The sequence below is a fragment of the Enterocloster aldenensis genome (assembly GCF_003434055.1).
GTDB classification, from domain to species: Bacteria; Bacillota; Clostridia; order Lachnospirales; family Lachnospiraceae; genus Enterocloster; species Enterocloster aldenensis.
Window position 1 is genome coordinate 139,758 of record NZ_QVEX01000008.1, and the last position, 12,554, is coordinate 152,311.

At 48.5% G+C, this 12,554-nt stretch carries 11 protein-coding genes; 2 read left to right on the forward strand and 9 right to left on the reverse strand.

Annotated elements, in window-relative coordinates; genetic code table 11:
* Nucleotides 1–119: 119 nt before the first annotated feature.
* The 4 genes from rsmH to nox all read right to left on the reverse strand — a co-directional run bounded on the left by rsmH (nucleotide 120) and on the right by nox (nucleotide 4,173).
* Complete coding sequence (gene rsmH, locus DWX59_RS17020) at nucleotides 120–1,067, reverse strand: 16S rRNA (cytosine(1402)-N(4))-methyltransferase RsmH (protein ID WP_117560414.1); 948 nt, start codon at nucleotides 1,065–1,067, stop codon at nucleotides 120–122.
* Entirely contained in the window at nucleotides 1,067–1,492 is a 426-nt protein-coding gene (gene mraZ, locus DWX59_RS17025; protein ID WP_008724812.1) for a division/cell wall cluster transcriptional repressor MraZ, read from the reverse strand. Before mraZ ends, rsmH begins: the two co-directional genes overlap by 1 nt.
* Nucleotides 1,493–1,768: 276 nt before the next feature.
* Entirely contained in the window at nucleotides 1,769–2,668 is a 900-nt protein-coding gene (gene lgt, locus DWX59_RS17030) for a prolipoprotein diacylglyceryl transferase (RefSeq protein WP_117560415.1), read from the reverse strand.
* A 167-nt stretch (nucleotides 2,669–2,835) separates the two neighbouring features.
* Nucleotides 2,836–4,173 carry a H2O-forming NADH oxidase gene (gene nox / locus DWX59_RS17035; protein WP_117560416.1) on the reverse strand — a complete coding sequence of 446 codons (1,338 nt, stop codon included), beginning with the start codon at nucleotides 4,171–4,173 and terminating at the stop codon, nucleotides 2,836–2,838.
* Between the two features lie 172 nt (nucleotides 4,174–4,345).
* Between nox and ychF the strand changes: the two genes are divergently transcribed.
* Nucleotides 4,346–5,443, forward strand: a complete 1,098-nt coding sequence (gene ychF / locus DWX59_RS17040; protein WP_117560417.1) for a redox-regulated ATPase YchF — start codon at nucleotides 4,346–4,348, stop codon at nucleotides 5,441–5,443.
* 317 nt (nucleotides 5,444–5,760) lie between these two features.
* Nucleotides 5,761–7,194 carry an alanine/glycine:cation symporter family protein gene (locus DWX59_RS17045; protein ID WP_117560418.1) on the forward strand — a complete coding sequence of 478 codons (1,434 nt, stop codon included), beginning with the start codon at nucleotides 5,761–5,763 and terminating at the stop codon, nucleotides 7,192–7,194.
* A gap of 90 nt (nucleotides 7,195–7,284) precedes the next feature.
* Here the strand turns inward: DWX59_RS17045 and DWX59_RS17050 are convergent, their stop codons facing one another.
* Genes DWX59_RS17050 through DWX59_RS17070 form a run of 5 tightly spaced genes read right to left on the reverse strand, consistent with a single transcriptional unit; the run spans nucleotide 7,285 to nucleotide 12,498 of the window.
* Nucleotides 7,285–8,178: an NAD-dependent epimerase/dehydratase family protein gene (locus DWX59_RS17050; protein WP_117560419.1), complete on the reverse strand. Its 894-nt coding sequence runs from the start codon at nucleotides 8,176–8,178 to the stop codon at nucleotides 7,285–7,287.
* 16 nt (nucleotides 8,179–8,194) lie between these two features.
* Nucleotides 8,195–8,941 (reverse strand): SDR family NAD(P)-dependent oxidoreductase, encoded by a 747-nt coding sequence (locus DWX59_RS17055; protein ID WP_117560420.1) that lies wholly within the window; start codon nucleotides 8,939–8,941, stop codon nucleotides 8,195–8,197.
* Nucleotides 8,942–8,951: 10 nt separating this feature from the next.
* Entirely contained in the window at nucleotides 8,952–9,866 is a 915-nt protein-coding gene (locus DWX59_RS17060; protein ID WP_117560421.1) for an ABC transporter permease, read from the reverse strand.
* Nucleotides 9,856–10,962, reverse strand: coding sequence for an ABC transporter permease (locus tag DWX59_RS17065; RefSeq protein ID WP_117560422.1), 1,107 nt, complete (start codon nucleotides 10,960–10,962; stop codon nucleotides 9,856–9,858). The genes DWX59_RS17060 and DWX59_RS17065 overlap by 11 nt, the downstream gene beginning before the upstream one ends.
* A 15-nt stretch (nucleotides 10,963–10,977) precedes the next feature.
* Nucleotides 10,978–12,498, reverse strand: a complete 1,521-nt coding sequence (locus tag DWX59_RS17070) for an ABC transporter ATP-binding protein (protein WP_298547716.1) — start codon at nucleotides 12,496–12,498, stop codon at nucleotides 10,978–10,980.
* Nucleotides 12,499–12,554: the final 56 nt, after the last annotated feature.

Consider the following 12,554-nt stretch of genomic DNA (forward strand, 5'->3'; position numbering starts at 1 on the left):
ATTTTAGACGCTTAGTGCGAAAGCGCTTCGCCATACTTAGCGAGGTCCCTTCGGGCTTAGTATGGTCGAAGCCACATCCTGCGTCTGTATTTCAGACGCTTAGAATCATGGTATTTACATTACATCTCACCCCGCTCAAACACGCGCAGCTTTGCGCTCTTTGAACGGCTGTTCTCCTCCAGTTCCTCCTTGGAGGGCAATATGGGCTTTCTTGAGATAACCTTGCCCCTGCTCTTCCTGCCGCACATGCAGACAGGAAAATCATGGGGACAGATACAGGGATTTTCATTGGTCCTGAACCGGTTCTTCACGATCCTGTCTTCCAGTGAATGGAAGGTAATGATACTGAGACGGCCTCCTGGGTTCAGAAGTTCAATCATGGTATCAATGGACTGTTCCAGCACATCCAGTTCATGGTTGCACTCAATCCTTATGGCCTGGAAGGTGCGCTTGGCCGGATGTCCGCCCGTGGCCCTTACCCTGGCCGGGATGGCGGCCTTGATAATCTCCGCCAGCTGTCCTGTTGTCTCAATGGGATGTTCCCCTCTTGCCCTTACAATGTGCTTTGCTATGTTCTTGGCAAAATTGTCCTCACCATAATCCCGGATGATCCGGTACAGCTCCATCTCAGTATAGGTATTGACAATGTCTGCCGCCGTGGTAGTATTCCTCTGGTCCATCCTCATATCAAGGGGCGCGTCCTCCCTGTAGGTGAATCCCCTGGATGCAGTGTCCAGCTGATAGGAGGAAACCCCCAAATCCAGGTAAATCCCATCCACCTTCATAAGCCCCAGTCCATTCAGCACTGCCCTGATATCCTCATAATTGCTTCTTACAATGGTAACCTTATCCTTAAAATGCTCCAGCCGCCTGCCGGCCGCCTCTATGGCATCCGCGTCCTGGTCAATCCCTATGAGCCGGCCGCTCCCCAGACGCTTGCATACCTCATAGGCATGTCCGCCTCCGCCCAGCGTGCCGTCCACATAGATTCCTCCGGGCTTTATATTCAGGCTGCCCACTGTTTCATACAAAAGTACGGACTTGTGTACAAATGATTGTTCCTCCATTAAATTCCCAAACCTTCCATATGTTCTGCAATCTCTTCCATATCATCAAAGGTGTTAGCCTCAATCCACTTATCCTTGCTCCAGATTTCAATACGGCTTCCCACACCTACCAGTACTGCGTCTTTCTCAATTCCGGCAAACTCCCTGAGGATGGCCGGAAGAAGGATTCTTCCCTGCTTGTCTACTTCACAGGTGGTAGCGCCTGCCAGGAGGAAACGTGAAAACTTACGTCCGGCGGCATTGGTAAGGGGCAGTGTGCGCAGTTTTTCTTCAAGGGCGGTCCATTCTGAATTCTCATACACAAAAAGGCAGTTATCAAGGCCCTTCGTAACAACGAATTCGTCGCCTAACTGCTCTCTGAACTTGGAAGGTACGATCAGGCGTCCCTTCGCGTCTACTGTATGATTGTACTCACCCATGAACATAACTTATCACCTGCCGTACGTCAGTGATGTCCCGTGGATGCCCATGGGGGAATCCGAAGCCCCCACTTCATCCACATAACAACCATCCTCTACCACTTTGCACCACTTTCTACCACTTGTATGTCCATCATAGTACAGAAATTGGGAAATGGCAAGAAGTTTTTACGAATTTCTTATAAAAAAATTTCAAAAAAACAAGGCAGCTGCGTGGTTTTTCGCAGCTGCCTCTACATGTGGGATACACCCACCCATAAGCACTAAATATTGATTTTTTTACTAAATCCCCCCTGGAATATCCCCCACTTTCCTCCCCTTTTTCAGGTTTTGGTGTTTAAAAATGATAACGCCTGCCGATATCAGCACCAGCACGGCCGAGAGCAGCTGGGACACTGCGAATCCGGTCCCGGGAATCAGAAGCTGGTCCGTGCGCAGGCCCTCAATCCATACACGCCCAAGGCCGTAGCCCAGGAAATAAATCCACATCATTTCCCCTTCAAACTTCTTATGTTTCCTGTACCACAGCATGAATCCAAGGACGCACAGGTTCCATACCGACTCATAAAGGAAGGTGGGATGGACCTGGATATAGGCAATCCCATTCTCCACAATCTCATGGTCAATCAGCTGCCGGGATATCATGGACGGGTTCACCAGGCTCTTCTTAATGCGCATGGCAAAAAGGTTGTTGGTATATCCGCCAAATGCCTCGCAGTTAAAGAAATTCCCCCACCGGCCGATGATCTGGCCTGTAATCAGGCCCAGCACACCGCTGTCTGCCATGGAAAAAAAGGACATCTTCCTGACCCTGGTAAACACGATAAGGGTAATGACCGCACCGATGACGCCTCCGTAGATTGCCAGGCCGCCCCCACGCGTGTTAAATATCTGCAGCAGGTTGTCCTTATAGGTATCCCAGTCAAAAATCACATAATACGCCCTGGCGCCAATGATGGAAAATATAATGCCGTACAGTGCAAAATCCAGATACACATCCGGATCCTGTCCCCTGCGCCTTGCATCTGAAAATGCAATGGCCATCCCGGCCAGCATCCCCAGGCCGATGATGATCCCGTAAAATGCAATCCTGAAGCCAAACACGGTAATGCTGTTCGGCAGGTGCTGTATGGTAATGCCCAGATTCACAAAGCTTAAATCTGCTCCTGTTACTGCTTCCATTGAAAATCTCCTTCCTGCATCCGGCACCTTGTGCCTGTCCTTTTAACCCCTGGCAGAACCGCGCGCCTTTGCGCAGCACCAGGTGTTATACTTTCCCATTTTACCCCGAAGTAATGTAAAATGCAAGAAGGGATTTGACAGCCCTGCATCCCATGCCCAACAGCCCCTTACCTGGCCGCCAGGGCCGCCATGGTGATATAATTGTAGGGCTTATTAAAATGCGGCAGGAAAAACAGGTCAAACAGCTTCAGCTTATCAATGTCAACCTGCTCTTCTATGGCCATGGAAAACAGATGGATGCCCATGGAAATATCATAGTCCGAACACATCTGCGCCCCCAGTATAATCCTTGTATCCATGTCATACACAATCCGTATCTTCACCCGGTTGTTCCCATTCTCCATGAACTCCGCCTTCTGCCAGTCCTCATAATCCGTCACACCGGCCTTATACCCCAGCCGTTCTGCCCTGGCAAGGCTGATTCCCGTGCTGAGCATGTGTAGCCCCCATATGCTGATGCCATTGGAGCCCTGTACCCCCGGGGATTCAAGGAGCCGGCCGCAGGCATTGTGGGCCGCAATGATACCGGAGCGGACCGCGTTGGTTGCCAGCGCAATATAGTCCGTGGCCTGGATGGCATTATTATAGACCGTGGCGCAGTCACCGATGGCATAAACCCCCGGAATGCTGGTTTCCTGTTTCCGGTCTGTTAAAAATGCCTGATTCTTAAAAACCTTGATCTGTCCCTGCCCCAGCATTGTATTCGGTTTAAAGCCAATGCCGAAAACCACCATGTCAGCCTCATGGCTTCCTTTGTCCGTAATGATTTTCTGGACCTTCCCGTCACCTTCCAGTTCCGTGACGGTTTCCCCAAATGCCAGCTTTACGCCGTGGTCCATCAGGTTCTTTGTCATGATATCGGAAAACTCCCGGTCATAATATCCGGACAGGCAGGTTTCTGCACAGTCAATCAGCACCACCTCCCGCCCATTCCGCCGGAATGCCTCGGCCAGCTCCACTCCGATGTATCCTGCCCCCACAACCGCAATCTTACGGATGGATGCATCCTTTAACTTCTCAATCACATCCTGTGCATTCTGGAACAGCTTAACAAACTGGACATTTTCCAGGTCCATGCCTTTTATCTCCGGTCGGACCGGAATGGAGCCCGTGGCCAGTATCAGCTTGTCATAAGACTGTTCAAGGTCCTTTCCGTCCCTGTCCCGCCCATATACGATCTTACGGTCATAATCAATGCGGGTAATCCTGGTCTCCATGTGGATTTCTGCCCCTTTTTCCTCAAATATCCCCTTGCTGGAATAGAACAGCCCTTCCGGCCCTGATATCTGTTTTCCTATCCAAAGGGCCATGCCGCACCCCAGGAAACTGATGTTTGAGTTCATGTCAAATGCAATGACCCGGTTGCCCGGAAACTGGTCCAGTACTGTATTGATGGCGGCCGTACCTGCGTGGTTTGCGCCGATTACTACGATTGTCTCTCCCATTTCATATCTCCTTCACTGTTTTGGGTTGATTGGTATCCCTGTGCTTATATTCTTCCCGCCAAGCCTGATTTTATTGACATTTGGCGGTTAAACATTTTCTGCTTTCATTCCCCCCTGTTTTATGATATGATAATAAGGCTGTAATTACTTATTATAATAGGAAGGTAATCATATGAAATTAGGTATCGTAGGACTTCCCAATGTCGGAAAAAGTACTCTTTTTAATTCCTTGACCAAGGCAGGCGCGGAGTCAGCCAATTATCCGTTCTGTACCATTGACCCAAATGTAGGCGTAGTGCCTGTTCCGGACGCGCGTCTGGACAAGCTCACTGAAATGTATAACTCTGAAAAAACCACTCCTGCCGTTATCGAGTTCGTGGACATTGCAGGACTTGTAAAAGGCGCATCCAAAGGCGAGGGCCTGGGCAACCAGTTCCTGTCCAACATCCGTGAAGTGGACGCCATTGTCCACGTGGTCCGCTGTTTTGACGACCCCAATGTCATCCATGTGGATGGCTGCATCGACCCCTTAAGGGATATTGAAACCATTAACCTGGAGCTCATCTTCTCTGATATCGAGATTCTGGAACGCCGCATTGCAAAACAGTCCAAGGGCGCCTTTAACAATAAGGAACTAGCCAAGGAAGTGGAGCTGTTAAAGGCCATGAAGGCCCACCTTGAAGAGGGAAGGCTGGCCCGCAGCTATGAGACAGAGGACGAGGATGAGCGTGAGTTCATCAACACCCTGAACCTGCTCACATGGAAGCCTGTCATATTCGCTGCCAATGTTGCGGAAGGCGACCTGGCAAATGACGGCGCTGACAACGGATATGTGCAGTCCGTCCGCGGTTTTGCCGCTGAAAACGGATGTGAGGTATTTGTCATCTGTGCTGAGATTGAGCAGGAAATCGCAGAGCTGGATGAGGATGAGAAGAAAATGTTCCTGGACGATCTTGGCCTTACCGAATCCGGGTTGGAGAAGCTGATTGCCGCCAGCTACCGCATCCTGGGCCTTATGAGCTACCTGACCGCAGGTCCTCAGGAAAGCCGCGCATGGACCATTAAGGTCGGCACCAAGGCGCCGCAGGCAGCAGGCAAGATCCACAGCGACTTTGAGCGCGGCTTCATCCGCGCCGAGGTAGTGAACTACGACGACCTGATGAACTGCGGCAGCATGGGGGCTGCCAAGGAAAAAGGCCTGGTCCGCTCAGAAGGAAAGGAATATGTGATGAGGGACGGGGATGTGGTCCTGTTCCGTTTCAATGTATGAAACCAATATCATAAGCCGGTCCCCTGAAAGCGGGTAACCGTCAGGGCATGTATGTACAATGCCCTGGACGGATATCCTTCAGGGGACCGACTTTCGCTTTTCCATCCACCCTTTTCAGTGGTTTTCCGTTTCCCTGTAATTTACCCAAGTTTCCGAGTTTTCGTATTTACCAGAAACTTTTTCTGTCATCCTTATATATTTTCAAAATATTTTCTGTTTTACCCCTCTATTTTGGTCCAAAAACATATTTTCTTGCTTTTTCCATTTTACTGTGCTAAATTATTTATATTATTGACTCAGAAAACGGGGGATTTGATATGGAACTGTTAAGCACCATTGTGGAAACCATCAATAACTATCTTTGGGGGATTCCCATGATTGCACTTCTCTTTGGGACACATCTTTTTCTTACAATCCGCACGGGATTCATCCAGAGGAAAACATGGACCGGCATCCGGCTCTCTGTCACAAAAGATCCCGACTCAAGCGGCGATATCAGCCAGTTTGCAGCCCTTACCACCGCCCTTGCCTCCACCATAGGAACCGGCAATATCATTGGCGTGGGAACAGCCATTGCCCTTGGCGGCCCGGGCGCCGTTCTGTGGTGCTGGCTCACCGGCGTGTTCGGAATTGCCACCAAGTATGGCGAATCCCTTATCGCGGTCAAGTACCGTGTGCGCACCAAGGACGGCACCATGCTGGGAGGCGCCATGTATGCCCTGGAACGCGGACTGAACATGAAGTGGCTGGGCATCGTCTTTGCAGTGCTGGGCACCCTTACCTCCTTTGGGATTGGATGCGGCGTCCAGGTCAACGCCATCTCCAGTATTGTGAACAGCAATGTGAAGCCGCTTATTACGTCCGGCAGCCTTAAGGATCTGCTTGATACATATCCATGGATCATCAGCCTTTTAGTGGGCCTTATCACAAGCGGGGTTACCTGCCTGGTTATCTTCGGAGGGGTGAAATCCATTGCAAGGGTGTGCGAAAAGCTGGTGCCTTTCATGGCATTTTTCTATGTTGTGGGATGTATTTTCATCCTCTTCCTTAACCGTGCATTCCTGGGCGAAACATTGTCCGTCATATTCCGCAGCGCGTTTACGCAAATGCGCTCCATTGCAGGCGGACTGGTGGGCTCAGGTATCATGATGTCAGCCCGGTACGGAATTGCCCGCGGCCTTTTTTCCAATGAATCCGGCATGGGTTCCGCCCCAATCGTGGCCGCTGCCGCCCAGACCCGCAATCCGGTGCGCCAGGCCCTTGTATCTGCAACCGGAACCTTCTGGGATACCGTGGTGGTCTGCCTCATGACCGGCCTTGTCCTTGTCAGCAGCATCATTGGCCATGATTCCATCAGCGTTACCAACCTGTCCGGCGGAGAACTGACCAATGCTGCCTTTTCCCTGATTCCTTACATCGGGCAGCCGATCCTCATAGTGGGCATCATCACATTTGCATACTCCACCATCCTGGGCTGGTCCTATTACGGAGAACGGTGCCTGGAATACCTGATGGGCAAGAAAGGGCTGGTTCCTTACCGCCTGGCCTGGGCTTTGGTGCTGGTGGCTGCCCCTGTCATCCAGCTGGAACTTGTATGGAGTATCGCAGATACGCTCAATGCACTGATGGCCATTCCAAACCTGATAGCCGTACTGCTGCTGTCCGGCGTGATTGTAAAGGATACCAAGTATTATCTGGCGCATCTGGATGAGAAGGATGAGACGCCGATTCCTTTGGTGGATGATAAATAAGAATAGAAAAAGGTTGGATGCCCGGCTGCACAGCCAGAATCCAACCCTTTCTTTTTGTACCCTCATACCATATCCTTGTAAAGCGTTATTCTAAATATTCTTTTCCATCCATAAGGCATATCTTTCTATCCCTTCCTCAATTGATATGCCAGGTTTCCACCCCGTATCCTCTTCTATGCGCTGAATTGACATTGCCCCCAAATCATCATAACCAAGACCACCAGCTCCCACTGCAATCCGGGACTTGGGATACAGTGCCTTTACTTTATCAATCACCCGGCTATAAGGCACCAGCTGCCCTCCCCCGATATTATATGCATCATAGCGTAGTGTACGGTTATTCACAATCCGTCCGATTGCTTCCACGCAGTCATCAATATAAATATAATCCATCTTCTGGTCAGCCCCTTTGTCTAACAGCATTTCCTCCCCCTTTACCGCATGACGTAAAGCTTGTTCAACCGGGCATGACATACTCCTGCCCGGGCCGTATACAAAAGCCACCCTAAGAGAAGCGGTCTGCAGGCCATAGTTTCTCACAATTTCCTCACACGCCACTTTAGAAGCGCCATAGGGGCTTTCACCATGAAGCTTCTGTTCTTCATATACGACAGGACTATCCGTGTTCCCATATACAGCGCCGGAACTGATGTAGATAAAACGGCTGACCTCAAAAAGCTTTGCAGCTTCCAACACATTCAAGGTTCCTGTCACATTTACGCGGTAAACCTTATAAGGATTGTCCCTGTACAGCATGGGATGGGAAATGGCCGCATTATGTATAACCTGTTCCACCCTGTATTTTTTCATGATTTGATACAAAAGACCGTATTCCCCCAAATCACCGGTCTCATAAATACACTGTCTGGAGGCACCGCGGGGAATGGTGCGGTTAAAACACACCACATCATTCCCCTGCTCTGCCAGATATGATGCAAGCCTGGTGCCAACCAACCCGCTTCCCCCTACCAATAAAATCCTCATAATCACAACCTCCCAATCATCCTGCCGTATTGCCTCCGTCAACCACTAATGTGGTACCGGTTGTAAATGCCGCCTCATCACTAAGTAAGTAAAGGGCGCCATACGCTGATTCCTCTGATGTCCCAAACCGTCCTAAAGGATATTCACTGAGCATGCGGCGCTCCAATCCCTCCGGATCCTGACTGTTTGCTATATCCTGCCTGAGCATCGGCGTTTCTGTTGCACCCGGACAAAGAACATTTACCCGTATATTATATTTTCCCAGTTCCATGGCCGCACTCTTTCCCATAATTACAATACCGCCTTTGGCAGCATTATATGCAATGGAACCTGTAGCGCCTAGGATTCCGCGCTGCGATGCCGTAAGCACAATGGATCCGCCACGCTCCCTCATATTCAGTGCTGCTTGTTGCAGACAAAGAAACGTCCCCTTAAGATGAACGTTCATGATTTTATCAAAATGCTGCTCTGTACAGGAAAGGAGGTCAGATGAAGAAACAATACCGGCAGCATGGAACAGACCATCTATCTTCCCCATAAAGCCCAACGCTGCCTCAAATAATTGATTAACCTGATTTGAATCACAGATATCGGCAGGAATAAAATGGGTTCCAGGTAATCGTGATGCCAATTCTTCCCCTTTCTCCACATCTAAATCTGACAAAACCAGCGTTGCCCCCTCTTTATGGAACAGTCCTGCCGCAGCTTTGCCAATTCCTCCTGTTGCTCCTGTTATAACGATACATTTTCCATCCAAACGCATATCCTTCCCCCTATCCTTTCATCTGTCTGATTCGCATTTTCAAAGCCTTCATCTGTTCCGGCTGCAGCAACAGCACAACGATTACCATGAGATATGGCAGTGTCAGGATCAGATGCGATGATATGGCTGTCAGCTGTGCCTGGTTCGATAAGCCTTCTGCCACACCAAACAGCAACGCAGCCACAAACATTGCAATGGGCCTTCCGCCAGATAACATGATGGCGGCCAAAGCAATGAATCCTCTGCCTGATGTCATATTCTCGGAAAACATACTTAAATACCCCAGGGATATCTGTGCGCCTGCAAGTCCGCTCATTAAGCCTGAAATCATAATCGTACTCCACCTGACAGTTGTAACAGAAACACCAACAGAAGAAGCTGCTGTGGGATTTTCACCGCAGGCCCTGATATTCATCCCATATTTCGTCCTGTAAAAAATGATATACGTCAATATAATAAATATCCAGGAGAAATACGTACACAGGGTATGGTTGGTGAACAGCTGCTGTAGGAGGGGGATATCCTTCAGGATCGGGATACTGTATTTTGGTAATCCCACGATGCGGTCATCCACCAGTGTGCCTGTAACATTAAACATGGACCGCAAAAGGAATGTTGTAAGGCCAAGGCTCAGGGAATTAATGGCAAAACCTGTAATGGTCCCTTCCCCGCCCAGCCTAAGATGCAGGAAACCAAATAAAATATTGATTAAAAGCGAACCTAATATGGCACATAACAGCCCCACCAGGGCACTGCCCGTATAATAGCTGCCTGCCACCCCAGCAAATGCAGCCATCAGCATGGCCCCTTCCAGTGTTATATTCGGAGTCCCTGCCAGCTGGCAATACAATCCGCCGGAAGCACAAAGAACAATAGGGGTTGTAACTCGCGCAACTACTGCTAAAAGTGTGGCATTAATAAACATTTTTTACCTCCTCTGTTCCTTTTCCCTTGTTCCGCAACATGGGGTTCCCCGGCCATTTAAACGAAATCCTGTCCAGTAACCCCAGCGTCCTGACAGAAACAAAACAGATGATAATACCTTTAATCACATCAGCCAAAGCCCTGGATACATCTGTAGTTCTCTCAATGGATAATGCCCCTGCTTTCAGGGTCCCGAAGAATACGGAAGATAATGTTACCCCAAGAGGAGTGCTATTACCAAGCAAGGCGGCCAGCATTCCGTCAAAACCGAAATTCGGAGAAAAACTTGCCATCAGACGTTCCTGAACCCCCATGATTTCAACAGCTCCGCCTAACCCGGCAATGCATCCGCTAATCAGCATGACACCTATCCTTACCCTGTCTACCTGAATTCCCCCATATCTTGCAAATTGCGGATTTACACCAGATATATGGAACTCATATCCCAGTTTACTCTTATTGAACAGTATGTAAAACAGGACAATCATGAACGCTCCAATGATAAGTCCGGTATTGACTGAGTAAGGCGGCATAATAGATGTCAGCTTTGCACTTGCCTCAATCTCATTGGTGGCAATGGTGGAAACCATACTGTCTGTTGCAAGAAAATACTCTTGAATGATAAAATTGTTTAAATTTATTATCATATAATTTAACATTAAAGTCGTAACTACCTCACTGGCATTCAGATAAACCCTCATCAATGCAGGAATCATGGCATAAAACATACCAGCCGCCATGGCAGCCAAAAAGCAAAGGGCAACATGTGCCAAATGGGGAAGGCCCTTACAGGAAACCCCCACAATGGTTCCGGCCAGGGCTCCTATATACAGCTGTCCCTCAACTCCCATGTTAAACATACCGCCTCTAAACGCAATGGCGGATGCAACAGAAGTAAACAATAGAGGCGTAATCCATCTTAAAGTGGATGCAATGGCAAATTTACTCCCCAAGGCTCCCTTAAATAATTTATAGTATACCTCCGTAGGATTATAGCCACTTCCCAGTACAATCAAACCGCCTACCAAAAAAGAGATTATGATGGCTGATATGATTGTCTTTATATTAACCGGCCTTAATTTAAACTCCAAGCTCAAATCATTATCCTCCTATCATCTTTCGTCTTTTATACCAGCCATCCACAGACCCAGTTTTTCTTCTGTTGCATGGACCTGGTCCACCTCACCTATGATCTGTCCTCTGTACATAACAAGAATCCGGTCACTAAGGCTGATTATCTCTGATAATTCATTGGAAAACAGCAAAACCCCGCTTCCCAAATCCCTCTGCGCCACAATCTGTTTATGGATGAATTCAGTGGCCCCTATGTCAACTCCCCTTGTGGGCTGTGCTGCCACCAGTAAATGGGGCTTGGTATACATTTCCCTTGCAATAATCAGTTTCTGGAGATTTCCTCCTGACAGTGAGCTGGCATTATCCTGAATCTTATTGTATCTCACATCATACTCAGCCAATCCCTCGATACACGCCTTATCAAATTCCTTATAGTTTAGGAATATTCCTTTATGGAACCGCCTCAGTGTGTGCAGATACAAAAGATAGTTATCCCTGATGCTTGCATATCTGGCAGCCCCCACCTCCTGTCTGTCCTCTGGAATATGTCCCACATGAAGGTCCCTGCACTGTCTGGATGTGTTATTTCCCCCCAGGATATTGCCGCCTATGCTGATTTTGCCACTGCGTATTTTCCGCAGCCCTGTGATTGCTTCTATCAGTTCGGTCTGGCCGTTCCCCTGGACCCCGGCTATACCGACTATCTCCCCCTGCCGTACACAAAAGGAAACATCATTCACAGCCGGAATTCCCTGGTCATTACTACAGGATATATGATTCACATCTAATACGATTTCCTTTGGCTCAGATATGTCTTTTTCAACGCTCATCAACACTTCACGCCCCACCATCATCCGGGCGATTTCATGTTCCGTGGTTTCCTTTGTATCTATGGTCCCCACGGTTTTGCCCAGCCGCATAACAGTTATCCTGTCTGTAATAGCCGTGACTTCCGAAAGCTTATGTGTTATTAAAATAATGGATTTTCCCTGATTTCTTAATTCATCCAGGGTAATAAACAGCTGATTGATTTCCTGCGGCGTTAATACTGCCGTGGGTTCGTCCATAATCAATATATTTGCACCCAGATATAATGCTTTTAAAATCTCTACCCGCTGCTGCAGACCAACCGGTAATTCTTTTACTAAAGCAGACGGATTTACTGTCAGATTGTACTTCCTGCTGATTTCTTCCACGATTTCAATGCTTTTCCTTTTATCTATCAAACCATTTTTTGCGTGAGGAGGTTTTCCCATTACTATATTTTCTGCCACTGTCATTGACGGGACAAGGCTAAAGTGCTGCTGAACCATTCCAATCCCCAGGGCAATCGAATCCTTGGGACTGTGGATAACTACACGTTTCCCATCAATATATATCTCCCCCGCAGTAGGCTGATGCAGACCGTAAAGCGTATTCATAAGCGTGGTCTTTCCTGCTCCGTTCTCACCACAGATGCCATGGATTTCAGCCCATTTCAACTGGAGGTTCACTTTATCATTGGCTGTGAAATTACCAAATTTTTTGGTAATTTCCTGCATTTCAACTGCTAATGCCACTTTTTTGCTCCCCTTTCACCATAGTGTCATTTTTGCGGCAATGCTTTTATCATTGC

Excerpts from the sequence above, each read along its gene's own strand:
- DWX59_RS17045 (WP_117560418.1), top strand. The coding sequence starts at position 5,761 with ATGGAACTGTTAAGCACCATTGTGGAAACCATCAATAACTATCTTTGG.
- lgt (WP_117560415.1), bottom strand. The coding sequence starts at position 2,668 with ATGGAAGCAGTAACAGGAGCAGATTTAAGCTTTGTGAATCTGGGCATT.
- nox (WP_117560416.1), bottom strand. The coding sequence starts at position 4,173 with ATGGGAGAGACAATCGTAGTAATCGGCGCAAACCACGCAGGTACGGCC.
- DWX59_RS17055 (WP_117560420.1), bottom strand. The coding sequence starts at position 8,941 with ATGCGTTTGGATGGAAAATGTATCGTTATAACAGGAGCAACAGGAGGA.
- DWX59_RS17060 (WP_117560421.1), bottom strand. The coding sequence starts at position 9,866 with ATGTTTATTAATGCCACACTTTTAGCAGTAGTTGCGCGAGTTACAACC.
- ychF (WP_117560417.1), top strand. The coding sequence starts at position 4,346 with ATGAAATTAGGTATCGTAGGACTTCCCAATGTCGGAAAAAGTACTCTT.
- mraZ (WP_008724812.1), bottom strand. The coding sequence starts at position 1,492 with ATGTTCATGGGTGAGTACAATCATACAGTAGACGCGAAGGGACGCCTG.
- DWX59_RS17050 (WP_117560419.1), bottom strand. The coding sequence starts at position 8,178 with ATGAGGATTTTATTGGTAGGGGGAAGCGGGTTGGTTGGCACCAGGCTT.
- rsmH (WP_117560414.1), bottom strand. The coding sequence starts at position 1,067 with ATGGAGGAACAATCATTTGTACACAAGTCCGTACTTTTGTATGAAACA.